We start from the raw sequence: 26,603 nt of genomic DNA on the forward strand, positions 1-26,603 counted from the left end.
TCAATCCCGTATATTATTTTTCTTTACTGCCGCCGTAGATTCCTGCCAGATTTGCCTCAATGCAGACCACAATCCATTACGATTGGTTTGTAAAATCAATTGGTTATCACCAAATTCCTGTGCAAGCCGCCTTTGAGCCTTGCCGAGATTGTGGTAGGGCATGCTCATGAAAAGATGATGTGTAGCATGGTAACGTAGCCCGACCGGCGCCCATAATCCGGTCATAAAATTACCGGGAACATTGATGGAATCAAGATACTGCTCAACCAGTGTCAGATGATAATCACCTCTATGACGATACGCATGGGCAGCCAGAGTGCGCAGTGAATTCAGGATAAAAATTGCGACAGCAACCACATACCAGAGCACCAATACCTGCCAGGATAACTTCCCCAATATCACACTGGCTACGACAATTACTGCAAACAAAAATGTCGCCAGCTCCTGCAGCTGCCAATGATGATCGTTACGTACAGCATCTGCCCGACGAATATAGGCTGGATTAATTGTCAGCGAAGAAGCACGCTCCCAGATAATTTTCCGCAAGGGTGGAATCAGATACGAGATTGGAGTCAGCAACAAAAACCGCATCACCAGCAGTAGCGGCAGAATCAGTGAAAGCAGTACATAACCTACTAACCCTACCGGATGTTGAGTGGCAAAGGGAAGATATTCCCCATCTTCAGAGGTGCCATAGATAGCCGGTTTATGATGATCATAATGCACGCCGTCATAGGTAAAAGACGGGATCATAAATGGAATGCCACAAGTCAGATTCCACACCAGTCGGAATATTTTGAACGTTCCACGCTCAAGATGGGCAAGCTCATGGATAAAAATTGCAGCACGATAAAAGGCAAATATCGCTACCCAACAAGAAAGTATTTGCCAGATGGAAAGCCATGGCATGTGGAATGCTGTCGCGAAAGCTGCCCATCCCAGCATGATATGAAACAGAAAATCTGACCAGTAAATTCCAGGATCAGGTGTCATCAGGTCACGCACCAATGCACGCGCCTCATATAAGGGAAAATTGACTTGTATCGTATTATCGTTATCAGCAGCCATGAGGGAAAATATTTTTCAAATTTATCCCCAATTAGAAATCAGGTGTTTGATTATCAGCTGGTTTATATCTGGATTGGTTCCGTTAATTTTGCTGAAATCAGGCACACCGGGCCAACCAGCGTCAAAAAAAGTTTTACCGGCAAATTCTCTGGCTTGTGCATAACGAGGAATAACGTGAAAATGGACATCAGGGTCAACCATCATCAACATCAGGTAATTCAATTTGTCATACTGAAAGGCTTTTCTTAAAGTAACGTCAATCTTGCCAGTCACAATTTTCAGTTCAGTAAAACTGGCACTGCTCAACGCAGAAAAACTTTGTACCGGTTCATGCGCAATCAAAACCAAAGCACCCAAGGTCAACTGGGCTGGACGCAACAGCACGCTCCAATACTGAAACTGGCAAATAACTGTGTCTGGCGCGCCAAACTTCTGCATGGTGCCATTAAATATTTTCATACTCACTATCTTTTCTCCAGATCAGCCTGGTGCCTGCAGGAACTGATCAGATTGCGATTGATCTGCAGCAATCTCCACACAAGGGAAGTAGTTTCTCGCCCTCTGTAAATCCTGAATAAAGTCAATTTCACACCAGTGATTACCAACAACCGAGTGGCTGCTTACTATACCTTGTTTAGCTAACGCACTGATAATAGCCAGATACCACGATCCAAGTTTCTCCGGTTCGCGTAATGCCTGCTCCACTGCATTACGGAAAAGCCGCGCACCTTGCCCGCTGAAACGAATCAGTCCAATTGATTCTGCATTGGTTTCCTCTACAGACAGTTTCTTGCTGACCTGTTTCACTTGGCCTAGCAGATCAAGCTGAACCTTCATGTCATCGTCATCAAATTTTTCTTTAAAATCAATGCATAAAGTAATTGGTGCTATTTGTGTGCGCAACACACCTGACAGCAAATTATCTTCCAGCAGCGTATCACCATTCAGTAATAGAAATCCGGTATTCATCTCTTCACGTGCAATCCAGCAACTGGCCAGATTATCCGCTACTTCGTAGAAAGGATTAAATACAACCCGAATATTAGAATGATTCGGATAGCGTTCGGCTAACAGCATTTCCACTTTGCCAATTTGGAAGCCGGCGACGATTACGATTTCCTGGATACCATTGGCCAGTAAGGTATCAATCTGCCAAGCAATCACCGGTTTTCCTGAAACTGGCAACAGGCATTTAGGAGTATCTTCGGTCAAGGGTAATAATCGTCTACCCTGCCCGGCACTCAGAATGATCGCCTTACCCGGAAAATCATCAATTTGGTCAGTCATTTTTATATCCGGCTCTATTCAATTACGGGTTCTTTCGATATATTCACACATTTAGCAGTACGCTCATTTTTCTCAATTCATCCGCTATATGCCTGATAGCAGAAAGAAAAGCGTCAACTTCTTCAATTGTATTATCTGGCCCCAGACTTGCCCTTACCGCGCATCGCGCCAGAATAGTTGGTACATTCATGGCTTCCAGTACATGACTTTTACCGGGTACAGCACTGGAACAGGCAGCGCCACTGGCAACTGCAAATCCTCTTTTATCCAGGCGAACAACTAAGGTATCGCCTTCTATATCTGGCAATGCAAAATAACAGGTATTAGGCAAGCGAGAAGCATCCAATCCAAATACCGTGGCACCCATCGCCAGCAAACCATGCTCCAGATGATCACGCAACTTCACCGTGTGTGCCATTGATTCAGTTAGCCTGGATATAGCAAGTTCACAAGCAGCACCAAATCCGACAATAGCTGGCACATTCTCAGTACCGGAGCGCAGCCCATCTTCATGGCCGCCTCCGTAAATGAGCGGTTTAAGTGGAAGACGCTCATCAATAATCAGCGCTGCAGCCCCCTTGGGCCCGTAAATTTTATGTGCAGACAACGTCATGGCATGTATGCCAAGTTCATCAAAATTTACCGGAACTTTACCAAATGCCTGCACTGCATCGGTATGCATCCAAGTACCCTGTGTCTTTGCAGCTTCGGCAATGGAAGTAACATCCTGAATCACACCAGTTTCATTATTTGCCAGCATTACTGAAACCATGGCTGGTTTTTCTGCAACCAGCATTTCCGTTGCTTCATCCGTATTTACCTGTCCTGCAGCATCCACTGACAGATAATGCAGTTGCCATTTCTCACCGTTTTTTCTTGTCAGTGCCTGCGCGGTACGCATGACGCATGGATGCTCAATTGCACTTACAATCAGTGCAGAAGGCTTCAGGCTATCTGCTACACCGCGAATAAACAAGTTATTTGCCTCAGAACCACCACTGGTAAAAATGACCTGTGCAGGCCGAGCTCCTACCGCCTGAGCCACCTGTTCACGCGCCTGATCAATTGCTCGGCGTGCAGCCAATCCAAGGGAATGACTGCTAGACGCATTACCATAATGTTCACGGAAGTAAGGCAACATCGCTGCCAGCACTGCATCATCCACTTTGGTAGTGGCATTATGATCAAAATAAACTTGAGTCATGAGATGTAAGAATCGGTTAGTACACCGGATAGCTTGTATCCGGCAAACTCCTGATATAGAAATCAATAAAGAACGAGTATAGTCAAATTTGTGGACTGCGGATACGATCTTTCAAATATCTGCCTCAAATTAACTGGCAACAGATAAATCACTCGATGGTGCAATCACAAGATACCTGCCCAGAGGGTGATGCATCTAATTTGTACGGTGGCAAGAAAAGAAGAGGTGTTTTTGGCGTATCTTATGGCAAGCAAGCAAGCAAGCAAGCAAGCAAGCAAGCAACGCCATGCCAGTGAATAAAGCGATGGTGGGTATTCCCCCGTAGTCCGGCGGTAAATCCCTCCCTATGCCCCTTCTCTGCCCGGTAAATGCTCATCAAGTAGCAACCAGCTTATTTGAAATATCATGCCTGCGATGGGGTTGTGTTGTATGAGATCCTTTTAAAAATAAAAGAATCTCATATTTTCAATCTCGTGACTACGCCATCTAAGTTAAAATCGACATTTCTCATTCGCGTTGACTGGGTAGGGTGATCAGGGTAGAATCGCCGCACTTTTTTAGGGACATTTCACTTTTTAATTTTTCGACGTATCCGCTTGGATTATGTTTCTGATTAAGCACAGACCGCTTGGTATTGTTCTGCTCTGGCAACTGACATTTGCATTTGTGGTGGCGATTGTTTGTGGTTTGTTGTCAGGTGTAAGTGGCGCATTCTCTGGTTTTTTTGGTGTATTAGTCAGCGTAATTGCAGGAGGTGCTTACGCAGTTTTGGTATCCAGGCACAGCGGATATTCTGCAGGTGATGTTTTACGCACGGCACTTCGTGCGGAAGCTGTGAAAATATTTTTAATAGTAATGCTGTTATGGATCGTGTTTGCAGCATATAAAGATTTGAAGCCTGTTATATTTATTGGTTCGTTTACTGTTGCTGTATTGATGTCAAGCATGGCAGTGTTTGTTTCAGAAAAGCCTCCTGTTAAATGAACATATCAAATAACGTAATAAAGGTAAGTAGATGTCAACTGAAGCTGAGTTAAACCCAACATCGTACATACAGCATCACTTAACACATATGACGATGAGCATCGGAGAGGGTTCATTCTGGGTTTTGCATGTGGATACACTGGTGATGTCATTGATACTTGGCGTGATCAGTCTTGGTTTTATTTGGATGGTTGTTAGGAAAGCTACGTCGGGAGTCCCCGGTAAAACACAGGCTTTTGTTGAGTTGTTGATAGAATTTATAGATGATCAGGTAAAAAATACATTTCACGGAAATCGTCATGCCTTTGTTGCCCCGGCGGCGTTAACAATTTTTGTCTGGGTTCTTCTGTTAAATTCCATGGATTTTTTGCCTGTCGATATTATGGCGTGGATTTACGAGCACTTGTTCGGTCTGCATAACTGGCGAGGTGTGCCGACGGCAGATGTTAATACAACTTTTGCACTTGCGCTTTCTATCTGGATGCTAACAATTTACTTCAGCATCAAAGTAAAGGGTTTTGGAGGGTGGATTAAAGAGTTGTTTTGCGCCCCTTTCGGCAAGAATCCTATATTGTGGCCGTTTAATTTGTTGTTGAATCTGATTGAATACATCTCAAAGCCTTTATCTCATTCTTTGCGACTTTTTGGGAACATGTATGCGGGTGAGATTATTTTTATGTTGCTCGGTATGTGGGCGGCAACAGGGATCGCCGGTACAATTTTTGGAGCTGTCCTTGGTGTTGGTTGGGCAATTTTTCACATACTGATCGTGGTGTTGCATGCGTTTATATTTATGATACTGGCTGTGGTTTATCTTTCCATGGCGCATGAATCACATTGATTTAAAAGGTTTTTTGTTATTAACTTGAACTAAAGGGAAAAATATGGATAACGTTCAATTTCTTGCAATGATTCAGGCGTATACCGGAATTGGTATTGGATTAATGATTGGTTTGGGTGCAGCGGGTGCGTGTATTGGTGTGGGTGTGATGTGCGGCCGATTTTTGGAAGGTGCTGCTCGTCAGCCTGAAATGATTCCTACCTTGCAGGGTAAGGTGTTTTTGTTGCTGGGATTGACTGATGCTTCATTTATTATTGCCGTAGGTTTAGCAATGCTTTTTGCATTTGGTAACCCATTGTTAGCTGTTGTTCAGTAAATTATTGAATTAGTTGCCGAATGTAAATAAGGGGCTGTTATGAATATAAATTTCACATTGGTCTCGCAAGCGATAGCTTTTTCCATATTTATATGGTTTACCACAAAATTTGTGTGGCCGTATTTGTTGCGTGCTATTGAAGAGCGTCAGCAGAAAATAGCGGATGGCTTGGCAGCAGGTGAGCGTGGTAAGAAGGAATTGGAGCTTGCCAGCCAGCGTTCATCAGAGGTATTGAAAGAAGCCAAGCAGCGTGCGGGTGAGATCGTTATTCAGGCGGAAAAAAGAGCTTCTGACATCATAGAAGAAGCTAAAAAGAATGCTCGAGTTGAGGGTGAAAAAATTCTAGCCGGAGCTAAAGCGGAAATTCAGCATGAGATTTTTAGTGCGCGTGAATCATTGCGTCAACAGGTGGCGGGATTGGCGGTGCAAGGTGCTTCAAAAATTCTACGTCGTGAAGTAAATGCCAAGGCTCATGCTGATCTACTGGCATCAATAGAGACAGAGTTAAAATAAATGGCTGAAGCGATAACAATAGCACGACCGTATGCAGAGGCAGTTTTCAGACTTGCTCAAGGAAGTGGATCTTTGTCACTCTGGTCGGAGATGCTTGGGATTGTCAGCTCTGTTATTCAGGAATCTCAGGTAAATGCTTTAATCGGCAACCCACAAATCCCATCAATAAAACTGCGTGAAATCGTTTTCAGTATTTGTGATAAAGAACTAAATGAAGATGGAAGGCGTTTAATTTCATTGTTGATTGAAAATGGACGGCTACTTGTATTGCCGCAGATAAGCGAGCTGTATGAGCAGCTTAAGGCGCAACATGAGAGTGTGCTTGAAGCGGAAATAGTATCAGCATTTCCTCTTGAATCGTATCAGCTGGAAAAGCTAATATCGGTTCTGGAGGTAAAATTTCAGCATAAAGTAAAGGCTCAGGTAAGTGTGGATAGTGGGCTTATTGGTGGCGTAAAAATTGAAATCGGTGACCAGGTGATTGACAGTTCTGTGTCCGGAAAGCTGGAAGCTATGGCGGCGACTCTCAAAAGCTAGGAGTGATATAAAATGCAGTTAAATCCATCAGAAATCAGTGAATTAATCAAGAGTAAAATTGAAGGCCTTTCCGTTACATCGGAATTTCGTACGCAAGGAACTATTGTATCGTTGACGGATGGTATCGTTCGAGTGCACGGTCTTTCTGACGTAATGCAAGGCGAGATGCTGGAGTTTCCGGGTGGGACGTATGGCCTGGCGTTAAATTTGGAGCGTGATTCGGTTGGTGCGGTTATCTTAGGTGCTTACGAACATCTTACGGAAGGAGATATCGTAAAATGTACTGGCAGAGTTCTTGAGGTTCCTGTAGGAGAGGCTTTGCTGGGTCGTGTCGTAAATGCTTTAGGGCAGCCGATTGATGGTAAAGGACCTGTAGCTGCACAGGGAATGGAGCCAATAGAGAAAATTGCTCCTGGCGTCATATCACGTAAATCAGTTGATCAACCAATGCAAACTGGCTTGAAATCGGTTGATTCAATGGTTCCGATCGGAAGAGGGCAGCGTGAGTTGATCATTGGAGATCGGCAGACAGGTAAAACAGCAGTTGCAATTGATGCGATCATTAATCAAAAGGGTGAAGATATGATCTGCATCTATGTTGCAATAGGCCAGAAAGCTTCATCAATTGCAAATGTGGTGCGTAAACTGGAAGAAGTTGGTGCCATGGCATATACCATTGTGGTAGTGGCTTCTGCTTCTGAATCAGCAGCTATGCAGTATATTGCACCTTATTCTGGCTGTACCATGGGTGAATATTTTCGTGACAAGGGGCAAGATGCGCTGATTGTCTATGATGACCTAACTAAGCAGGCATGGGCTTATCGTCAGATTTCTTTGTTGTTGCGCCGACCTCCTGGTCGTGAGGCTTATCCGGGAGATGTTTTCTATCTTCACTCTCGTTTATTAGAAAGAGCAGCAAGAGTGAATGCTGATTATGTTGAAAAAGCTACTGGTGGAAAAGTAAAAGGAAAAACAGGATCGCTAACCGCGTTACCTATTATTGAAACTCAAGCAGGTGACGTAACGGCATTTGTACCTACTAACGTAATTTCAATTACGGATGGTCAGATATTCCTTGAGTCTGATTTATTTAATGCAGGTATACGGCCGGCAATCAATGCTGGTGTTTCGGTTTCCAGAGTTGGAGGCGCTGCTCAGACCAAGGTCATCAAAAAACTAGGCGGTGGTATTCGTTTGGCTTTGGCGCAATATCGTGAACTTGCTGCTTTTGCACAGTTTGCTTCTGATCTTGATGAGGCCACACGTAAGCAACTGGAGCGTGGAAAAATGGCTACAGAGTTAATGAAGCAGGCGCAGTACGCTACATTAAAAGTTTCAGAGATGGCATTAACACTGTTTGCGTTGAATAAAGGTTATTTTGATGATGTTGACATTAAGCGCGCTCTTGCTTTTGAGTCTGCATTAAAAAGCCATGTTCGTAGTCATCATGCTGCAATACTGGATAAGATCGAGACAACCAAGGAGCTTGACGCTGAAACAGAAAAGGCGTTAGAAGCAGCTATTCAGGAATTTAAGCAGAACGGGATATACTAACCCATGGCAAGCAGCAGAGAAATACGAAACAAAATCAAGAGTATTAAAAATACGCAAAAGATTACGCGTGCGATGGAAATGGTTGCTGCCTCCAAGATGAGAAAAGCACAGGATCGCATGAAAAAGGCGCGTCCTTATGGCGAAAAGATTCGTAATGTGGCCGCACATATGAGCAAGGCGAGTGTTGAGTATCGTCACCCTTTTCTGATTGACCGTAATTCTGTTAAAAGAGTAGGAATTATTGTTGTGACATCAGATAAAGGGTTATGTGGCGGGCTGAATACTAATGTATTACGTAGAGCTCTCAATGAAATACGAGTTTGGGGAGCCGAAGGCGAGCAAATAGAAGTTTGCTGCATAGGTAACAAAGGCTTGGGGTTCATGAGTCGTCTCGGTGTCCGGGTGATTTCACAGGTTACTGGCTTAGGTGATGCACCTAATATGGAAAAACTGATAGGCGCAGTTAAGGTTGTCTTGGATGCTTATACTGATGACCATTTTGACAGGGTATATATTTTCTATAACCGTTTTGTCAACACGATGAAACAAATACCGGTTATGGAGCAACTTCTCCCGCTGACTGACGAGCATATGAGGGATGATGGTAATGAAGCCAAGCCTGCTCGCGCTCCATGGGATTATATTTATGAACCTGAAGCCAAGCCTGTTATTGACGATATTATGATTAGGTATATAGAGGCACTCGTATATCAGGCAGTTGCTGAAAATATGGCTTCCGAGCAATCAGCAAGGATGGTTGCTATGAAAGCAGCCTCCGATAATGCTGGTAATCTAATTGACGAACTGACACTCATTTATAACAAATCTCGTCAGGCAGCTATTACCAAAGAACTTTCAGAAATCGTCGGCGGAGCAGCGGCTGTTTAAGTATTGTAAATTTGTATTTAGGGAAAAGTGATGAGCCATCAAGGAAAGATCGTTCAATGCATTGGCGCGGTAATCGACGTGGAATTTGCATCAGAGGGAATACCAAAAGTATATGACGCTCTGGTAATGGAAGGGTCGGAGTTAACACTGGAAGTACAGCAGCAGTTGGGAGATGGAGTTGTTAGAACCATTGCACTTGGATCGTCAGATGGTCTGAGGCGAGGAATGATGGTTACCAATACCCAAAAGCAGATATCGGTTCCTGTTGGTACCAAGACGCTGGGGCGCATTATGGATGTCCTCGGTAGGCCCATTGATGAAATGGGAGAAATCGGTGCAGAATCATTCATGCCCATTCATCGGACTGCTCCTGCTTTTGATGAACTGTCAGCCTCGACGGAGCTGCTGGAAACTGGAATTAAAGTTATTGATTTGATTTGTCCTTTTGCCAAGGGAGGCAAGGTTGGGCTTTTCGGCGGTGCTGGTGTAGGAAAAACTGTCAACATGATGGAGCTTATCCGTAATATCGCAATTGAGCATAGCGGATACTCGGTATTCGCTGGTGTGGGCGAGAGGACACGGGAAGGAAACGATTTCTATCATGAAATGAAAGATTCCAATGTATTGGACAAGGTGGCATTAGTTTATGGACAGATGAACGAGCCACCTGGAAACCGTTTACGTGTTGCGCTAACAGGTTTGACAATGGCTGAAGCATTTCGCGATGAAGGGCGTGATGTCTTATTCTTTGTAGACAATATTTATCGTTACACTCTGGCGGGGACGGAGGTTTCTGCATTATTAGGGCGTATGCCATCTGCAGTTGGATATCAGCCGACACTTGCAGAAGAAATGGGGCGTTTACAGGAAAGAATTACTTCTTCTAAAACGGGTTCAATTACGTCAATTCAGGCTGTATATGTACCGGCTGATGACTTGACCGATCCGTCTCCGGCAACGACGTTTGGTCACCTTGACGCTACTGTAGTGTTGTCGAGGGATATCGCTTCTCTTGGGATTTATCCTGCTGTTGATCCACTCGATTCGACTTCACGTCAATTAGATCCCCTGGTTGTTGGCGAAGATCACTACAACACAGCGCGTGAAGTTCAGCAGACATTACAGCGTTACAAAGAGCTGCGTGACATCATTGCTATTTTAGGTATGGATGAACTTTCACCAGAAGATAAATTATCGGTTAGTCGCGCACGAAAAATACAAAGATTCCTGTCGCAGCCATTTTTTGTTGCCGAAGTCTTTACAGGCTCACCCGGGAAATATGTTTCATTAAAAGAAACCATTAAGGGCTTCAAAGGAATTATTAATGGTGAGTATGATGATATTCCCGAACAGGCTTTTTACATGGTGGGCGGAATTGAAGAAGTGCTAGAGAAGGCTAAATCATTCCAATAATAAATATCTATTTTATAGGTAATCAATGGGTACGATATTCCATTTGGATATAGTGAGTGCAGAAGAATCGATTTATTCTGGACCTGCAGAATTCATTGTTGCTCCGGCAGTGATGGGGGAGGTAGGAATATATCCTCAGCATACCCCTATGCTTACTCGTATCAAATCAGGTGTGGTACGAGTAAAGGCACCACTTCAAGATGATGAAGAAATTTATGTTTCGGGTGGTATGCTTGAAGTACAGCCCGATGTTGTAACAATTCTGGCAGATACCGCTGTGCGGGGGCAGGACTTAGATGAAGCCAAAGCCTTGGAGGCGAAGCGCAAAGCAGAAGAAATCATGAAAAATAAGACTTCTGATATTGAATATGCACGGGCACAAGCTGAATTAATTGAAGCAACAGCCCAGCTGGCAGCTATTCGGAAGCTAAGAAAAAGGAGACACTAGAGTTATCTAATTAGTGTTCAATGGTAATGTGTTTATAAAAAAGGGCGATTCATAATCGCCTTTTTTTATAAACAGAAGGTATTTTGTTAGCTGTCTTATTTATTCCACCCTTTCCCTTTCCAGTACACTTAATTTGCGTGTGTTTGTCACTGATAATTGTGCAAGAGTGATAGATAATTCTTGGTTTAGCAGATACACCTTTGACTGCATAACCATAAACAAAGCATTTCAAGTAAGGATTAACTCGTGTTACAAATTGATGTAGTCATACTGGCAGCTGGGATGGGTAAGAGGATGCGGTCAACTTTACCCAAGGTTTTGCATCCTTTGGCCGGAAAACCTATTTTATTCCATGTTTTAGATACTGCGCGTATTCTGTCTCCTACAAAAATATGTGTGATTTACGGGCATGGCGGAGAGCTGGTTCGGCAAACTGTTGGTAATGATCCTAATCTTATCTGGGTAAAACAGACACAGCAGCTGGGGACGGGGCATGCAGTAAAGCAAGCTCTGCCTTGCTTGGGGAAGAATGGTATTACGCTGGTTTTATTCGGTGATGTACCGTTAGTAAAGAGTAATACACTCAAATCCCTGATTGATAAAGCGTGTGAAGATAGCCTGGCTTTGCTGACTGTAGAATTAAATGACCCTGCCGGTTATGGGCGTATCATACGCGACCCTAAAACAAATCGTGTCCAAGCAATTGTAGAAGAACAGGATGCCCTGCCATCGCAGAAGAAAATTCGTGAAATTAACACAGGCATCATGGTTCTTCCGAATATGTATCTGGAGAGCTGGCTCGATAGGCTAAGTAATGCCAATACTCAGGGCGAATACTACCTTACCGATATTATTGCGATGGCTGTTAATGATGGAGTCCAAATAGAGACTTCCAGCCCCGCATCTGATTGGGAAGTGGTTGGTGTAAACGACAAGATTCAATTGTCTACCTTGGAGCGCGCCCATCAGCAGGATGTTGCAAAGGGGCTTATGGAGCAGGGAGTGATGTTTGCTGATCCTGCGCGCTTTGATGTGCGCGGCCAGCTGATTTGCGGACATAATGTTGAAATCGACATCAACTGCGTATTTGAAGGTAATGTACGCTTGGGGGATAACGTGAAGATTAGCGCAAACTGCATACTTAGAAACGTGGCCATCTCGGATGGATCGATTGTCCATCCTTTTAGCATGATAGAAGATACAGAGGTAGGTAAAAATTGCCGTGTTGGCCCTTATGCTCGCATCCGACCGGGGACACAACTCGACGACGCTGTACATGTTGGAAATTTTGTCGAGATTAAAAATAGTCATATAGCTTCTGGGAGCAAGGTTAATCACCTCAGCTATATTGGTGATACTGAAATGGGCAGACGGGTGAATATTGGTGCTGGTACGATTACTTGTAATTATGACGGAGCCTTTAAACACCAAACGATCATTGAAGATGACGTGTTTATTGGCTCTGATTCGCAGTTGATCGCTCCGATAACGGTGGCCAAGGGATCGACAATTGGCGCTGGATCCACTATTACGCGTGATACGCCTGAAGGTCAGCTAACATTATCCAGGATTAAACAAATAAGTATTGCCAACTGGAAGCGGCCGAAAAAAAACAAGGATTGATGCTGTTTATACAAGGTAGAGCTGAGTAGAGGATAGGTTATGTGCGGTATTGTAGGTGCAATTGCGAAAAATGATGTTGTACCATTTTTATTGGAAGGATTATCCAGGCTTGAGTACCGTGGTTATGACTCGGCAGGAATCGTAGTTGCAGATGGTACGTTGCATAGATTGCGGACAACGGGCCGTGTTTCTGAGCTGAGCAAGCTGGTTCATGCCGGAGGAACATCAGGACTTACCGGTATTGCGCATACTCGTTGGGCAACGCATGGGGCGCCTTCTGAGCGGAATGCTCACCCGCATTTTTCTGGTGATCAAAGAAAAATTGCTGTTGTACATAATGGTATTATCGAAAATCACGAAACTCTCCGGCAACGTTTAGAACAGGAGGGATTTAAATTTCTGTCAGATACCGACACCGAAGTAATTGCTCATTTGATTTCGCTTTATCTTCGTAAGACCGATGATTTGCTGGATGCTGTCTGCCATTCCCTTGAGGAGTTGCAGGGCGCATATGCTATCGCCGTTATGGAAGAGGCGCGTCAGGATCGCATTGTCGTTGCCAGAAATGGGGCTCCACTCTTGCTCGGGATAGATGATGGTGGACTTTACGCTGCTTCTGATGCCTCTGCACTGGTACAGATTACGCAGCGGATTGTGTATCTTGAAGAAGGAGATGTGGCGGAGTTGTCCAGTGATGGATATCGTATTTTGAATTGCCTGAATACGGTAAACGGCTGTGAAGTCACTCGTGAAGTAATTGAGAGCAGCTTGACGCGGGATGCGGTGGAGCTAGGTTCATATTCGCATTTTATGCAAAAGGAGATCTTTGAGCAGCCGGTTGCTGTGGCAAATACCCTGGAAATGGTATTGAATGTACAATCAGTGTCTCCTCAATTATTTGGCAGTGAAGCACAAACGATTTTTGCCCAGACTCGGGGAATATTGATACTCGCTTGCGGGACCAGCTATCATGCTGGTCTGGTTGCAAAATACTGGTTGGAAACAATTGCAAGACTTCCTTGTAATGTCGAGATTGCCAGTGAATATCGATATCGCAATCCAATTGCTGATCCAGCTACGCTGGTTATTGGTATTTCTCAATCTGGTGAAACTGCGGATACTCTGGCTGCGCTAAGTTATGCTAAGTCATTAGGCCATCGCTACAATTTAGCAATTTGTAACGTGCCGGAAAGTGCCCTGATTAGGCAAACTAATCTGCGCTTCCTGACTCGTGCCGGCCCTGAAATTGGAGTTGCCTCCACAAAAGCTTTCACTACGCAGCTGGCAGTTTTGCTGTTGTTTACAGCAGTGCTTGCAAAGATACGCAACAAATTGCCGACTGAAGACGAACAGAAAATGATTGCCGCATTACGGCATTTGCCAGTTGCGATACAGCGTACGCTTCAAAGTGAGCTGGAAATTAAAAAATGGGCAGGAGATTTTTCCCAGAAACACCATGCTCTGTTTCTGGGGCGCGGCGTACACTACCCAATCGCATTGGAGGGGGCGCTGAAGCTTAAGGAGATTTCGTATATTCATGCTGAAGCTTATGCCGCAGGTGAACTCAAGCACGGCCCTCTTGCGCTTGTAGACAGTGGAATGCCTGTAGTTGCCATAGCTCCGAATGATGTGTTGCTGGAAAAGCTGAAATCCAATTTGCATGAAGTGCGTGCACGCGGAGGAGAGTTGTACGTCTTTGCAGATGCAGATTCACGTATTGAGGAGAGTGAAGGGGTGCATATTATTCGCATGGATGAATATGGAGGTGTACTTAGTCCCATTTTGCATACTATTCCGTTACAGCTATTGGCTTATCACGTGGCTTTGCAAAAGGGTACCGATGTTGATAAACCCAGAAATCTGGCAAAATCCGTTACGGTTGAGTAATTGAGCTGCTTTGATTTTCAGCTTGCGATTAAAGTATCCAAGTACTCTCTGGCCCGACCAACAAGGCACACGGCTGCGGCATGCTTTATACAATGATGCTGGAATGGTAGCATTGTAGCCTTTCAATGATTAGAGGAAGTCAATGGCTGGTCATAGTAAGTGGGCCAATATTAAGCATAAAAAGGCCGCGCAAGATGCAAAACGAGGAAAGATTTTTACTCGTCTGATTAAGGAAATTACAGTTGCTGCCCGGCTGGGTGGCGGAGACCCTGGTAGTAATCCCCGTTTAAGGTTGGCGATGGATAAAGCCTTTGGACATAACATGCCAAAGGATAATGTCGAGCGTGCGATCAAGCGCGGGTGTGGTGAGCTTGAAGGCGTTAACTATGAGGAAATTCGCTACGAAGGCTATGGGGTATCCGGGGCTGCTGTCATGGTTGATTGCATGACGGATAATCGTACACGAACCGTGGCGGATGTTCGTCATGCATTTACCAAGCACGGTGGCAACTTGGGAACGGATGGTTCTGTCTCTTATTTGTTCACACATTGTGGCCAATTATTATTTGCGCCAGATATTGATGAAGCGCGGTTACTGGAAGTTGCGCTCAATGCAGGTGCGGAAGATGTTATCGATAATGATGACGGCAGTCTGGAAGTTATTACCAGTCCGGATACATTTGTAGCAGTCAGAGACGAGCTGGAAAAGGCTGCTTTTAAGGCTGAACTGGCTGAGGTAACCTGGAAACCGGAAAACGAAATCTTGCTGCAGGGTGATGATGCAGCCAAAATGCAGAAGCTGTTGGATGCTCTGGAAGATATAGACGATGTACAGGATGTTTATACTACTGCAGTCTTAGACATCTAATCTTGTTACCTTCCGGCAAGAGCATCCGCATACTGGGGATTGACCCTGGCTTACGTATAACAGGTTTTGGTGTTATCGAAAAAAATGGAAGCCAACTAACCTACCTTGGGAGTGGCTGCGTAGTAACCGAAAAATCCGGTTTGCCGGATCGCTTGAAGACCATCCTTGATGGACTGAATGAAATTATTTTGCAGCACCAACCGGAGCAGGTTGCTGTAGAGCAGGTTTTTGTCAATATCAATCCTAAATCGACGCTGTTGCTCGGACAGGCTCGCGGTGCCGCAATTAGCGCAGCAGTTCTTCATGAACTTTCCGTATACGAATATACTGCTCTGCAAATCAAGCAATCTGTAGTGGGGAATGGCCATGCCCGGAAAGAGCAGGTGCAGGAAATGGTGATGCGATTGTTGAGGCTGGGAGAACGCCCTCGCCCGGATGCGGCTGATGCGTTGGCCTGTGCCATTTGCCATGCTCATGGAGGAACAGGCTTGCTTGCCCTGAGTGTGCGTAATCATCTGAAACGAGGTGGTTGTCCGTGATTGGCAGAATTACCGGGTTGCTGCTTGAAAAACATCCTCCGCTGGTGTTGGTTGATGTACAAGGTACCGGTTATGAAATTGACGTGCCGATGAGTACTTTCTGCAAGTTGCCTGATATTGGCAAAAAGGTAACGCTCCATACCCATTTCTGGGTACGAGAGGATGTACATTTGCTGTTTGGTTTTATGACGGAGCAGGAACGTGCGCTTTTTCGCCAGCTTACAAAAATTTCTGGTATTGGTGCGAGAACAGGTTTGGCGATTTTGTCCGGCTTGAGCGTCACAGATCTCCATCAAGCTGTGGTATCGCAGGACAGTATTCGCCTAACCAAAATCCCCGGAATTGGAAAGAAGACGGCGGAGCGTTTATTACTGGAGTTGCGCGATAAGATCGATCCAGTAGCGATCCTTTCTGAAGCGGGAGCGGCTGCATCTAACGTTGACAAAGACATTCTTTCTGCACTATTAGCACTGGGCTATAATGGCCGCGAAGTTAACCGGGCATTAGAGCAATTGTCGGAAGGTGTTACGGTATCTGACGGCATTATGCAGTCACTTAAATTTTTGTCGAAAGTAAAATAACGTTTTGGCTGATCTTAAATGATTGAATCGGATCGGATTATCACTGCCTCTCCGTTTTCTTCCCAAGAAGAAGTAATAGAACGCGCACTTCGTCCTGTTCAGCTGGATGACTATGTCGGTCAGGAAAAGATCCGTGAGCAATTAAAGATTTTTATTGAGGCTGCCAGACAAAGGCAAGAAGCACTGGATCATGTGCTGCTGTTTGGCCCGCCCGGATTGGGTAAAACGACACTGGCTCATATTATTGCTCGCGAAATGGGTGTAAATTTGCGCCATACTTCCGGCCCAGTACTAGAGCGCGCAGGTGATCTGGCCGCTTTGCTGACCAATCTGGAAGCCAATGATGTATTGTTCATTGATGAGATTCACCGGCTTTCTCCCGTTGTTGAGGAAATTCTGTATCCGGCGATGGAGGATTACCAGCTGGATATCATGATCGGCGAGGGAGTGGCAGCAAGATCAGTCAAGATTGATTTGCCAAGTTTTACTCTAGTGGGGGCGACTACGCGAGCGGGTATGTTGACCAACCCACTGAGAGACCGCTTTGGAATCGTTTCCCGCCTGGAATTTTATACTTCAGATGAGCTCAGCAAGATTGTTACCCGTTCTGCCGGGTTACTTGATGTCGATATTACTGCCGATGGCGCCAGAGAGATTGCATGCAGGTCACGGGGCACGCCACGGATCGCCAATCGATTACTGCGCAGAGTCCGTGATTTTGCTGAAGTCCGGGCGAACGGACGTATTGATCGCCAGGTAGCAGATGCTGCATTGCAGATGCTGGATGTTGATGCTGCTGGTCTGGATGTACTGGATAGAAAGCTTCTGCTAGCAGTGCTGGAAAAATTTGGCGGTGGTCCGGTAGGAGTGGATAATCTTGCTGCGGCTATCAATGAAGAGCGTGACACGATTGAAGAAGTGCTGGAGCCTTATCTTATTCAGCAGGGTTTTCTGCAGCGTACGCCTCGTGGCCGAATGGCAACAACCATGACTTATCAGCATTTCGATATCATCCCTTTACAGCAAGCCGCTACACCCGGTCTGTTTAACCCAGATTAAAAGCTAGTAATAACCCGCAAACCAAGATTCAATATCTTTCTGAAGAGTATTTTTACAAAAATGAAAGCTGCTTTTTTTTATCCCGTGCGTGTCTACTACCAGGATACTGATACGGGAGGCGTTGTATATCATGGATCTTACCTCAACTTCATGGAGCGCGCCCGTTACGAGTGGTTGCGCGATCTGGGGTTTACGGTGGATACCATGATCCGGTCACATAAAATGATTTTTCTTATTCGTTCACTCAGTATCGAGTACTTCAAGCCGGCTGTACTAGACGATTTGCTGGACATAACTGTGAAGGTAACAGAAATGGGCAGAAGCCGGATAACGTTGCAGCAGCAGATTTTACGTGAACAAGGTACACTTGCCAGCGCAACTGTTCATGCAGTATGTGTCGGATCGGATACGTTGAAACCGATTAGTATTCCAGTGCCACTTCGTCAAAAAATAGAAAACGGCCATCATGAGTAAAACCATCACCCAGGATTTATCATTTCTTCACCTGATTAGCGGTGCAAGCCTCCCGGTTCAACTGGTTATGCTGCTATTGTTGTTGGCTTCATTTATTTCCTGGTGGTTTATTTTCAGAAAATTATTTACCCTCCGTCAGGAAATCAAGCAAACCGATGAATTTGAAAGCGTATTCTGGCGCGGATCAGATTTGAATGCGCTGTATCAGCGAGCGGCCAGTGCGCGCCATGCAGCAGGTAGTATGGAGCGTATTTTTGAAGCTGGATTTCGTGAATTCACCAAATACCAGTCGGGGATCGATATCGGTCCCATCATGGACAGTACGCGCGGCGCAATGCGAGCTGTTTACCAGCGGGAAATGGACAGACTTGAATCACATTTATCGTTTCTGGCTACTGTAGGATCTGTAAGCCCGTACGTAGGATTGTTCGGAACGGTGTGGGGGATTATGAATGCCTTTCGTGAGCTGTCCAATGTTGGTCAGGCGACCATCGCGCATGTTGCGCCTGGTATTGCTGAGGCGCTGATTGCAACGGCAATGGGGCTTTTTGCAGCGATTCCGGCCGTGATTGCCTATAACCGCTATGCTAGTGATACCGCTCAGCTCGCCACTCGCTATGAAAGTTTTATAGAGGAAGTATCCAACGTTTTGCAGCGTCGTGTGGCCAAACCTCGGGATATGGCAAATTTCTCATGATTCCGCGTCGCAGTAAACGCCGATTAATGAATGAAATAAATGTTGTGCCATATATTGACGTTATGCTGGTGCTGCTTATAATTTTCATGATCACAGCACCGCTTATCCAGCCCAGCCAAATTGAATTGCCTGAAATCGGTAAATCATCTGTACCTCCAGCAGAGCCTTTAGAAGTCACAATTGCCGCAAATGGTAATCTCACGTTACGTGATCGTGCCGGTGCGAACAGGGAGCAGCAGGTGAATCGCAACCAGCTAGTGGAGCTGATCAAGGCCAGGCAGGCACAGAATACCAATCAGCCTGTCGTGATTGCAGCAGATAAAAATGTTCGTTACGAAGAGGTAATTCAAGTAATGGATATGTTGCAACAGCAACAAATCCGTAAAATCGGGTTGTTAACCAAGTCAAAATAAACTATCGGGGTGTATGCGCAATGGTCCGGCTACCCGGGAATAAGAACGAACCGGGAAAACTGCGTGCGGCATTGTTTGCCCTGTTGGTGCATGCAGCATTTCTCGCTTTGCTGGTATTTGGCCTGAACTGGAAGAATGAAGCACCTGAAGCGATGTCCGTTGATTTATGGGCAGATCTGCCTCAACGTCCGATCAAGCCTGTATCACCTGTTGCGCAAGTAACATCCCAGCCCGAACCAGCTAAGCCGCAATCCCGGCCACAACAAAAAACTCAACCCCAGCCTCAGCCGGTGATCAAGGCGACACCCCCTCCGGTGCGTAAACCCGAGATTGCGCTTAAGGATAAAACGGAAAAACCACAACCTAAAGAGGAAGTGAAAAAACTGGAACCGGTGAAAAAGGAAGTGTCAAAAGAAGAACCAGCCAAGAAACCGGTAGAGAAACCAGCATCCAAGGAAGAGGTAAAGAAACCAGAGTTGGTTAAGAAAGAGGCACCCAAAACTGAATCTATCAAAAAAGTCGAACAGAAAACCGAGAAAAAGGATGACGCTCGGCAGCAGGCTGAAGCACAAAAACAGGATCAGCAGCGTGAACAGCAGATGGCTGCAGCGAAGGCAGCCCAAGCCAGAGCGCTGGGTGAAATCGAAAAATACAAAGCCATGATTCAGGCCAAGATTCGTAGCCGGATTATCATGCCGCCGGATCTTCCGGGGAACCCTGCAGTTGAGTTTATGGTGACCCTGCTACCGGGAGGAGATGTGCTGACAGTCACTTTGCGCAAATCAAGTAGTTATACTGCTTTTGATGAGGCAGTGGAAAGGGCGATTTATCTAGCGAAGCCCTTGCCTTTGCCCCCGGATCCCGGATTGTTTAATGAGTTTCGTAATTTAAATATTACTGTTTATTATCGTGAATAGTTTTTGACCTACCTCTACAACATGGCATGGTGATTCATATGCGTAATTTTTTGTATTGTACTGGTGTGTTTCTGTTGTTATGGATGAATACACCGCTACAAGCTGCTCTTGATATTGAAATCTTTGGTGGTGGGGCTAACAGGATGCCGATTGCCGTAGCTCCGTTTAATGGCGAAAAAGGGCTTCCCCAGGATATTTCGGCGATTGTATCGGCTGATCTGGAGCGCAGCGGGATATTTAAACTGGTTGATCCGTTGGGGTTAACCTCGCAAGAGCCAGTGAGCTATGTCGATTGGCTGGGGCGAGGTGCGAGTGCGCTGGTCATCGGCAGTACATCAATGTTGCCGGACGGGCGGGTGGATATCCAGTTTCGCTTGCTGGATGTTGCCAAACAGGTTCAACTGACTGGATTTAGCGGTACCGTTACGATCGAACAGCTGCGTGCCTTTGCTCATCGTATTGCGGATATTGTGTATGAAGCATTGACAAATGAACCTGGTGTCTTCAGCACGAGGATTGCCTTCGTCAGAAAACAGGGAAGCCGCTATGCATTGCAAGTGTCAGATTATGATGGGTTCAATGCACGTTCACTGATCGAGTATACCGAGCCGATCATCTCCCCGGCTTGGTCGCCAGATGGCAGCAAAATTGCTTACACTTCCTTTGAAAAGAAAAAACCAGTGGTTTATGTGCAGGCGCTGGCAACCCGTGAACGTAAGGTGGTAGCAAATTTCAAAGGAAGTAACAGTGCCCCGGCCTGGTCGCCTGATGGTGGAAAATTGGCAGTGGTTTTGACATTGCATGGTGGATCACAGATTTATCTGATCAATGCGGATGGTAGTGGACTGCAGAGGATTTCACAAAGCCCGGGGATAGATACAGAGCCCAGTTTTTCACCGGATGGAAAATGGCTGATATTTACTTCTGACAGAGGAGGAAGTCCGCAGATATATCGTATGCCGGTATCTGGCGGTGCTGCCGAGAGGTTGACCTTTGAAGGAGATTACAATGTCAGTCCGCGTTATAGCTCGGATGGAAAACGGTTTGTCTATATCCACAGAAATTCTGGCCGATTCAGCGTTGCTGTACAGGATTTATCGACTCGCCAGATGCAATTACTAACGGATTCCAGTTTTGATGAATCTCCCAGTTTTTCCCCCAATAGCCGCATGGTTCTGTACACGACGGAAGTGAGTGGGCGTGGTATATTATCCATCGTTTCCAGTGATGGCCAGACGAGAAGTCGATTTTCGCAGGAAGCGGGTGATGTCCGGGAAGCGGTTTGGGGGCCGTTGCTGAAACAGCGGTAATGTGGATAAGAAACGCTCACTGGATGTGGGTTATTTATTTATTTATTTATTTATGGTGAGAAATGAAAAAATTTTTAGCAGTGCTGGCGATTAGCCTGCTGTCAGCTTGCGCTAGCGATAATGCACAACAAACTTCTGATATTGAGGATCATTCGTATAGCAGGGGAGGAGAAAGTGAGGGTATGCGAAGCGGTACCGGATCAGATAGATTTGGGATGAATCCTTTACAGGACCCGAACAACATATTATCCCGGCGCAGTGTTTACTTTGATTTTGACAGCTATACAGTAAAGGGCGAGTACCGCGACCTGGTTCTTGCGCACGCTGCCTATTTGCGTGACAACCTGAACGCACAGGTGTTACTGCAAGGCAATACTGATGAACGTGGCAGTCGGGAATATAACCTTGCACTTGGGCAACGCCGGGCCAACAGTGTGAAGGATATCCTACTGCTATCCGGTGCCCGTGATCAACAGGTTGAAGCTGTCAGCCTGGGTGAAGAAAAACCGCGTGCTCTGGGGAGTGATGAGTCATCCTGGGCTGAGAACCGACGTACTGATATTCTCTATCAAGGAGAGTATTAATGTTTTTGCGCGCTTTCTTGCCGTTACTTTTGCTTCTTGGTTGTAGCGTTGCACAGGCTGCACTGTTTGGTGATTCTGAAACCCGTGAACAGTTGGATGCGCTGCGCACAAAGGTATTGGAAATGGAAGCGCGCATGCAGCATACGGAAGAAGTTTTTATGGGCCAATCTCTAATCGAATTGCATTCCCAGGCAGAAGCCCTCAAGGAAGAAATGGGAAAACTACGGGGGAAGATAGAGGTACTTGAGGATGAGAATCGGTCATTGCGCAAGCAACAAAAGGATTTCTATCTGGACCTTGATAACCGACTGCGTCAGATTGAGCCTGGTTCAGCGAGCGTCTCTGTGCCGGACTCCGAAATCTCTGTCCCGGCATCAGAACCGCCAGCTGCTGATATAAAAAATACTACACCTCTCAAAGCGTCTGTGATTCTGCAATTACCGGATACAGTTCAGCGCAATCGCTATGATGCAGCCTATGCTTTGTTTAAGGATGGTGATTATTCCGGATCGATAGCCAGTTTTGAGAGTTTCTTGTCCCGGCATCCCCAATCTGCTCTGGCACCTGCCGCAGCTTATTGGATTGGAAACGCACATTATGCAATGAGAAATTTTGACAAAGCGATTGCTGCGCAACAGCGATTGATTGAAACGTATCCTGATAGTCCCAAAGTACCGGATGGGCTTCTTAATATGGCAAGCAGTCAGGTTGAAATCGGTCAAAAAGCTGCTGCCAGAAAAACATTGGTAAATCTCATTACGAACTACCCTGGTACTGAGGCGGCAGAAAAGGCTAAGCGTCGTTTGGGATCTCTCAAATAGACTTGACTGTCTATGTTGCTAAAATTTAGCACAACTTGTTCTACTCATTTTTAAATTCCTTTTGGCAAGCAGAGGGAATGTTCCAGTCCCGTTAGGATCCGATGTTACGAGTTACGGAAATTTTCTATTCGCTTCAGGGGGAAACAAGCCGGATGGGATTGCCCACGGTATTTATCCGCCTGACCGGCTGCCCGTTACGTTGTGGATATTGCGATACCAGCTACGCATTTTCTGGTGGCGAAAGTATGGATATCAGTGAAATCATGCGCAAAGTGGCTTCGTTTTCTCCGCATTATGTCACTGTTACGGGAGGGGAGCCGTTAGCTCAAGCCGACAGCCTGACTCTGCTGACAGCTTTGTGTGATCGAGGATATTCCGTTTCTCTTGAAACCAGCGGAGCACTGGATATTTCACGAGTAGATACGCGTGTATCGAGAATTCTGGATATCAAAACACCAGGTTCTGGTGAGATGGAAAAAAATTACTGGAATAACCTCGACTGCCTGACTGCTCATGATGAAATAAAATTTGTATTGTGTGATCGGACTGATTATAACTGGGCGATGCAAAAACTCCTGACGCTGGAGTTAGCTAACATCTGCCCGGTTTTGTTCTCCCCGGTTTATAACCAGCTTGATCCCGCAGCGCTGGCGGCTTGGATATTACAAGATAGATTGCCGGTTCGTTTGCAATTCCAGCTACATAAGTTGCTCTGGGGGGAGTGTGTCGGGCGATAAAACAGTAGACGGGTTTGATTCATGAAAAAAGCAGTTGTGCTGTTATCAGGAGGGCTGGATTCCACTACAACACTTGCTATTGCCAGGGGAAATGGGTTTGCCTGTTACGCACTCAGTGTTGATTATGGTCAGCGTCATGCTGCCGAGCTAGCTGCTGCAACGCGAATTGGTCAATTACTCCAGGTTTGTGAACATCAGTTTCTCAAGCTGGATTTGACTGTTCTGGCCAGCTCTGCGCTGACCGATCCTTCTGTTACTGTTCCGATACATGGCACCAATCGAGGAATTCCAGCCACTTATGTTCCGGCCCGAAACACCATTATGTTGTCGCTGGCGCTGGCATGGGCGGAGGTGCTGGGCAGCCAGGATATTTTCATCGGTGTAACAGCTGTTGATTATTCTGGATATCCTGATTGCCGGCCGGATTATATTGATGCTTTTGAGAAAATGGCGAATCTGGCCACAAAAGCAGGAAGAGAAGGCAATCTTCTAAAGGTGCATGCTCCTTTAATTAATCTGCCCAAACATGACATCATTCGTCGCGGCCTGGAGCTTGGAATAGATTACAGTATGACTGTTTCCTGTTACCAGGCAGATGCAAGCGGGTGGGCTTGCGGTCAGTGTGATGCGTGCCATATCCGCCGAGCTGGTTTTGCAGCGGCAAATATTCCCGACCCAACATACTACCAGGACAAACGATGATTACAATCGACTGCGCTCGATGCAGATACCAAGCTGTTTCACCCCTTGAATAACATCCAGTTTTGCTGCACTGACTTTTACCCAGGGTGAGCCAAATTCGTTAAGAATCATCTGAGCAATATTTTCTGTGAGCGTTTCAAGTAAAGAAAAATGTTGCTGATCGAGCATTGAATTAATTTTATACGCGATTTGTGAGTAATCCAGCGTATCTTCAATATGATCAGTCTTGCTAGCCTGTTGAGAAGGCAAAGCAATCTCAAGGTTTAATTCGATGGTCTGCGGAATTTTTTTTTCCCACGGATAAATGCCAATCAAGGTTTTTATTCTGAATTCTTTGAGAAAGATGATATCCATGGACAGACTCCGGGTTGGCTTGGGGGTTACGGGTAATACCCGGGTTGCACAATTTTAGTTTATTTATTGGAATATAAAAGTTTTGATGATTACGGTGATTCTGATTTTTTCTGCCTACTTGCTAGGCTCAATTTCTTTTGCTGTTGTTGCAAGCTGGTTATTCAAGCTTCCGGATCCGCGTAGTTACGGTTCTGGTAATCCCGGAGCAACGAATGTATTGCGTACCGGTAAGAAAGTGGCAGCGGCAGTAACATTATTGGGAGATGCGGGTAAAGGCTGGGTAGCGGTTGTGGTCGCTAAATATTTGGGTAATGTTCTGGGATTAGGTGATGAGGTCATTGCCAGCGCAGCACTTGCAGTATTTCTGGGACATTTATTTCCGATTTTTCTTGCGTTTAAGGGTGGAAAAGGCGTTGCCACATCGGCAGGCATACTGTTAGGATTAAATCTGTGGTTAGGTATTCTTGCTATATTAACTTGGATAATCGTTGCATTGGTTTCGCGTATTTCTTCATTGTCTGCCTTATTGTCAGCTCTGCTTGCACCGTTGTACACTTATTTTTTATTGCAGAAAGAAATGCTGACAATAACTGTGCTCATCATATCCATACTATTGATATTAAAGCATCAATCGAATATTGCTAACTTGATCGCCGGCAAGGAAACAAGGATAGGCAAAAGTAGCTAATTTCAAGCTGCATATTCTCATAAATCTTCCAGGTTCCAGCGAGCCTTGATGGTAAAGCTGCCATCTGATCCAGGTGGTTTTTCGTTGAGCTGCTGCAAGCGTAATGCGCCGGCTAAGGCGATCATTGCACCGTTATCAGTACAAAATTCTAGCTCAGGAAAGAAGACGGCAATACCCGTTCCTACCAGATGATGTCGCAGTTTTTGGCGTAAACGGCTATTTGCGCCTACACCGCCGGCTACGACCAGTTGTTGCAGTCTGGTAATTTTTAAAGCAGCGATAGATTTTTTTACCAGTACGTCAGTAACCGCATCTTCAAAAGCAAGCGCGATGTCGGCACGGGTTTGAGTATTTGCTTTTTGTTTATTAATGAGTAAAGCTGCGGCTGTTTTTAATCCACTAAAACTGAAATTCAGATCGTCACTGTTAAGCATGGGGCGTGGGAGTTTAAATCTTCCTGGTTGGCCCTGGGTTGCCAGGTCTGCGAGCAATTTTCCACCCGGATAATCCAAGCCCAATAGTTTTGCAGTTTTATCAAATGCTTCTCCTGCGGCATCATCCACCGTTTCACCTAATAGCTTGTATTGCCCGATGCCTTTTACGTGCATTAATTGAGTGTGTCCTCCGGATACAAGCAGCGCCACAAACGGAAAATCAGGCGCCGGATCAGATAAAAGTGGGGAAAGAAGATGGCCTTCAAGATGATGGATGTTCAATACAGGGATGTTGCGTGCAAAAGCTAGTGCATTGCTAATGCTCGCACCTGTCAATAACGCTCCCGCAAGTCCCGGACCCTGGGTATAGGCAATTGCATCAATAGTTTCCAGAGAAGTATTCGTTTGTTCTAATACCTGTGTGACAAGGGGTAATACCCGACGGATATGATCACGTGATGCGAGTTCCGGCACAACACCACCATAATCACGATGCATGTCAACTTGAGAGTACAGAGCGTGGCCAAGCAATTTTCGACGGGTGTCATAGAGTGCCACGCCTGTTTCATCACATGAAGTTTCAATACCTAATACGAGCATTTTGGGATTTTTGGTGGGAAATATTTTTTGTAGTGATCAAACTTTCTTTTGGAAAAAAAATGATTGATGTTAAACTAGCGGGATTTTTCGAGGCTGGTTGGGCAAACAGGCTTTGGAAAAAGCAGGCTGGTTTGGAGCGAACTTGCGTTGCTTCATTATTCAAACAAGGAATCAGTCAGGTTTATAACTTAGTTTTAACTGCAGGGCAAACCGATTAACTTTTGCTTTGTGTGATATGGAAAACAATCAAAGGAGACCGAAA

At 45.5% G+C, this 26,603-nt stretch carries 32 protein-coding genes; 26 read left to right on the top strand and 6 right to left on the bottom strand.

Features of this window, described 5'->3' with window-relative positions; all coding sequences use genetic code 11:
* The 4 genes from C8R14_RS04510 to C8R14_RS04525 are packed head-to-tail and all read right to left on the bottom strand — an operon-like array spanning window position 1 to window position 3,559.
* Window positions 1–1,068, bottom strand: coding sequence for a fatty acid desaturase family protein (locus C8R14_RS04510; RefSeq protein WP_011633394.1), 1,068 nt, complete (start codon window positions 1,066–1,068; stop codon window positions 1–3).
* Window positions 1,069–1,089: 21 nt separating this feature from the next.
* Complete coding sequence (locus C8R14_RS04515) at window positions 1,090–1,527, bottom strand: hydrolase (protein ID WP_041353405.1); 438 nt, start codon at window positions 1,525–1,527, stop codon at window positions 1,090–1,092.
* A gap of 21 nt (window positions 1,528–1,548) precedes the next feature.
* Window positions 1,549–2,355: a phosphocholine cytidylyltransferase family protein gene (locus C8R14_RS04520; protein ID WP_011633396.1), complete on the bottom strand. Its 807-nt coding sequence runs from the start codon at window positions 2,353–2,355 to the stop codon at window positions 1,549–1,551.
* Window positions 2,356–2,398: 43 nt separating this feature from the next.
* Window positions 2,399–3,559, bottom strand: coding sequence for a cysteine desulfurase family protein (locus C8R14_RS04525; protein ID WP_011633397.1), 1,161 nt, complete (start codon window positions 3,557–3,559; stop codon window positions 2,399–2,401).
* A gap of 603 nt (window positions 3,560–4,162) precedes the next feature.
* Between C8R14_RS04525 and C8R14_RS04535 the strand changes: the two genes are divergently transcribed.
* The 24 genes from C8R14_RS04535 to queC all read left to right on the top strand — a co-directional run bounded on the left by C8R14_RS04535 (window position 4,163) and on the right by queC (window position 24,265).
* Complete coding sequence (locus C8R14_RS04535; protein ID WP_011633398.1) at window positions 4,163–4,543, top strand: ATP synthase subunit I; 381 nt, start codon at window positions 4,163–4,165, stop codon at window positions 4,541–4,543.
* A 31-nt stretch (window positions 4,544–4,574) separates the two neighbouring features.
* Window positions 4,575–5,384, top strand: a complete 810-nt coding sequence (gene atpB / locus C8R14_RS04540) for a F0F1 ATP synthase subunit A (protein ID WP_011633399.1) — start codon at window positions 4,575–4,577, stop codon at window positions 5,382–5,384.
* Between the two features lie 43 nt (window positions 5,385–5,427).
* Window positions 5,428–5,700 (top strand): F0F1 ATP synthase subunit C, encoded by a 273-nt coding sequence (atpE, locus tag C8R14_RS04545; protein ID WP_011633400.1) that lies wholly within the window; start codon window positions 5,428–5,430, stop codon window positions 5,698–5,700.
* Between the two features lie 39 nt (window positions 5,701–5,739).
* Window positions 5,740–6,213, top strand: coding sequence for a F0F1 ATP synthase subunit B (locus C8R14_RS04550; protein ID WP_011633401.1), 474 nt, complete (start codon window positions 5,740–5,742; stop codon window positions 6,211–6,213).
* Window positions 6,214–6,750 carry a F0F1 ATP synthase subunit delta gene (locus C8R14_RS04555; RefSeq protein ID WP_011633402.1) on the top strand — a complete coding sequence of 179 codons (537 nt, stop codon included), beginning with the start codon at window positions 6,214–6,216 and terminating at the stop codon, window positions 6,748–6,750.
* A gap of 12 nt (window positions 6,751–6,762) precedes the next feature.
* Window positions 6,763–8,304 carry a F0F1 ATP synthase subunit alpha gene (atpA, locus tag C8R14_RS04560; protein WP_011633403.1) on the top strand — a complete coding sequence of 514 codons (1,542 nt, stop codon included), beginning with the start codon at window positions 6,763–6,765 and terminating at the stop codon, window positions 8,302–8,304.
* Between the two features lie 3 nt (window positions 8,305–8,307).
* Entirely contained in the window at window positions 8,308–9,192 is an 885-nt protein-coding gene (atpG, locus tag C8R14_RS04565; protein WP_011633404.1) for a F0F1 ATP synthase subunit gamma, read from the top strand.
* A gap of 30 nt (window positions 9,193–9,222) precedes the next feature.
* Window positions 9,223–10,605 (top strand): F0F1 ATP synthase subunit beta, encoded by a 1,383-nt coding sequence (gene atpD / locus C8R14_RS04570; protein WP_011633405.1) that lies wholly within the window; start codon window positions 9,223–9,225, stop codon window positions 10,603–10,605.
* A gap of 25 nt (window positions 10,606–10,630) precedes the next feature.
* Window positions 10,631–11,053, top strand: a complete 423-nt coding sequence (locus C8R14_RS04575) for a F0F1 ATP synthase subunit epsilon (RefSeq protein WP_011633406.1) — start codon at window positions 10,631–10,633, stop codon at window positions 11,051–11,053.
* A 246-nt stretch (window positions 11,054–11,299) separates the two neighbouring features.
* A complete protein-coding gene (gene glmU / locus C8R14_RS04580) occupies window positions 11,300–12,676 on the top strand; it encodes a bifunctional UDP-N-acetylglucosamine diphosphorylase/glucosamine-1-phosphate N-acetyltransferase GlmU (protein WP_011633407.1) in 1,377 nt (458 codons plus the stop codon).
* A gap of 39 nt (window positions 12,677–12,715) precedes the next feature.
* Window positions 12,716–14,563, top strand: coding sequence for a glutamine--fructose-6-phosphate transaminase (isomerizing) (gene glmS / locus C8R14_RS04585; protein WP_011633408.1), 1,848 nt, complete (start codon window positions 12,716–12,718; stop codon window positions 14,561–14,563).
* 142 nt (window positions 14,564–14,705) lie between these two features.
* Window positions 14,706–15,431, top strand: coding sequence for a YebC/PmpR family DNA-binding transcriptional regulator (locus C8R14_RS04590; protein ID WP_011633409.1), 726 nt, complete (start codon window positions 14,706–14,708; stop codon window positions 15,429–15,431).
* Between the two features lie 2 nt (window positions 15,432–15,433).
* Window positions 15,434–15,970, top strand: a complete 537-nt coding sequence (ruvC, locus tag C8R14_RS04595; RefSeq protein WP_011633410.1) for a crossover junction endodeoxyribonuclease RuvC — start codon at window positions 15,434–15,436, stop codon at window positions 15,968–15,970.
* Window positions 15,967–16,551 carry a Holliday junction branch migration protein RuvA gene (ruvA, locus tag C8R14_RS04600; RefSeq protein ID WP_011633411.1) on the top strand — a complete coding sequence of 195 codons (585 nt, stop codon included), beginning with the start codon at window positions 15,967–15,969 and terminating at the stop codon, window positions 16,549–16,551. Before ruvC ends, ruvA begins: the two co-directional genes overlap by 4 nt.
* Before the next feature lie 18 nt (window positions 16,552–16,569).
* Entirely contained in the window at window positions 16,570–17,610 is a 1,041-nt protein-coding gene (gene ruvB / locus C8R14_RS04605) for a Holliday junction branch migration DNA helicase RuvB (RefSeq protein WP_011633412.1), read from the top strand.
* A 60-nt stretch (window positions 17,611–17,670) separates the two neighbouring features.
* Window positions 17,671–18,084: a tol-pal system-associated acyl-CoA thioesterase gene (ybgC, locus tag C8R14_RS04610; RefSeq protein ID WP_011633413.1), complete on the top strand. Its 414-nt coding sequence runs from the start codon at window positions 17,671–17,673 to the stop codon at window positions 18,082–18,084.
* Entirely contained in the window at window positions 18,077–18,781 is a 705-nt protein-coding gene (gene tolQ, locus C8R14_RS04615) for a protein TolQ (protein ID WP_011633414.1), read from the top strand. The genes ybgC and tolQ overlap by 8 nt, the downstream gene beginning before the upstream one ends.
* Complete coding sequence (gene tolR / locus C8R14_RS04620; RefSeq protein ID WP_011633415.1) at window positions 18,778–19,194, top strand: protein TolR; 417 nt, start codon at window positions 18,778–18,780, stop codon at window positions 19,192–19,194. Before tolQ ends, tolR begins: the two co-directional genes overlap by 4 nt.
* Before the next feature lie 20 nt (window positions 19,195–19,214).
* Window positions 19,215–20,111 (top strand): cell envelope integrity protein TolA, encoded by an 897-nt coding sequence (gene tolA, locus C8R14_RS04625; protein ID WP_011633416.1) that lies wholly within the window; start codon window positions 19,215–19,217, stop codon window positions 20,109–20,111.
* A 38-nt stretch (window positions 20,112–20,149) separates the two neighbouring features.
* On the top strand, window positions 20,150–21,421 hold the full coding sequence (tolB, locus tag C8R14_RS04630; RefSeq protein ID WP_011633417.1) for a Tol-Pal system beta propeller repeat protein TolB: 1,272 nt from the start codon (window positions 20,150–20,152) through the stop codon (window positions 21,419–21,421).
* Window positions 21,422–21,483: 62 nt separating this feature from the next.
* Window positions 21,484–22,005: a peptidoglycan-associated lipoprotein Pal gene (pal, locus tag C8R14_RS04635; protein ID WP_011633418.1), complete on the top strand. Its 522-nt coding sequence runs from the start codon at window positions 21,484–21,486 to the stop codon at window positions 22,003–22,005.
* The gene (gene ybgF / locus C8R14_RS04640; RefSeq protein ID WP_011633419.1) at window positions 22,005–22,826 is read left to right on the top strand and encodes a tol-pal system protein YbgF; all 822 of its coding nucleotides are present in this window, start codon (window positions 22,005–22,007) and stop codon (window positions 22,824–22,826) included. The genes pal and ybgF overlap by 1 nt, the downstream gene beginning before the upstream one ends.
* A gap of 101 nt (window positions 22,827–22,927) precedes the next feature.
* Complete coding sequence (gene queE, locus C8R14_RS04645) at window positions 22,928–23,563, top strand: 7-carboxy-7-deazaguanine synthase QueE (RefSeq protein ID WP_011633420.1); 636 nt, start codon at window positions 22,928–22,930, stop codon at window positions 23,561–23,563.
* A gap of 21 nt (window positions 23,564–23,584) precedes the next feature.
* Window positions 23,585–24,265 (top strand): 7-cyano-7-deazaguanine synthase QueC, encoded by a 681-nt coding sequence (gene queC, locus C8R14_RS04650; RefSeq protein ID WP_011633421.1) that lies wholly within the window; start codon window positions 23,585–23,587, stop codon window positions 24,263–24,265.
* Here queC and C8R14_RS04655 read toward each other — a convergent pair whose 3' ends face one another.
* Window positions 24,266–24,619 (bottom strand): dihydroneopterin aldolase, encoded by a 354-nt coding sequence (locus C8R14_RS04655; RefSeq protein WP_011633422.1) that lies wholly within the window; start codon window positions 24,617–24,619, stop codon window positions 24,266–24,268. It abuts the gene before it with no gap.
* An 85-nt stretch (window positions 24,620–24,704) separates the two neighbouring features.
* Here C8R14_RS04655 and plsY point away from each other — a divergent pair, with 85 nt between their 5' ends.
* Window positions 24,705–25,307: a glycerol-3-phosphate 1-O-acyltransferase PlsY gene (plsY, locus tag C8R14_RS04660; RefSeq protein WP_011633423.1), complete on the top strand. Its 603-nt coding sequence runs from the start codon at window positions 24,705–24,707 to the stop codon at window positions 25,305–25,307.
* A 17-nt stretch (window positions 25,308–25,324) separates the two neighbouring features.
* Here the strand turns inward: plsY and tsaD are convergent, their stop codons facing one another.
* Window positions 25,325–26,341, bottom strand: a complete 1,017-nt coding sequence (gene tsaD, locus C8R14_RS04665) for a tRNA (adenosine(37)-N6)-threonylcarbamoyltransferase complex transferase subunit TsaD (RefSeq protein ID WP_011633424.1) — start codon at window positions 26,339–26,341, stop codon at window positions 25,325–25,327.
* Here tsaD and C8R14_RS04670 point away from each other — a divergent pair.
* Entirely contained in the window at window positions 26,293–26,559 is a 267-nt protein-coding gene (locus tag C8R14_RS04670) for a hypothetical protein (RefSeq protein WP_177162447.1), read from the top strand. The genes tsaD and C8R14_RS04670 overlap by 49 nt on opposite strands.
* The last annotated feature ends 44 nt before the right edge of the window (window positions 26,560–26,603 follow it).

It is taken from the genome of Nitrosomonas eutropha, assembly GCF_003201195.1.
Lineage (GTDB): Bacteria > Pseudomonadota > Gammaproteobacteria > Burkholderiales > Nitrosomonadaceae > Nitrosomonas > Nitrosomonas eutropha.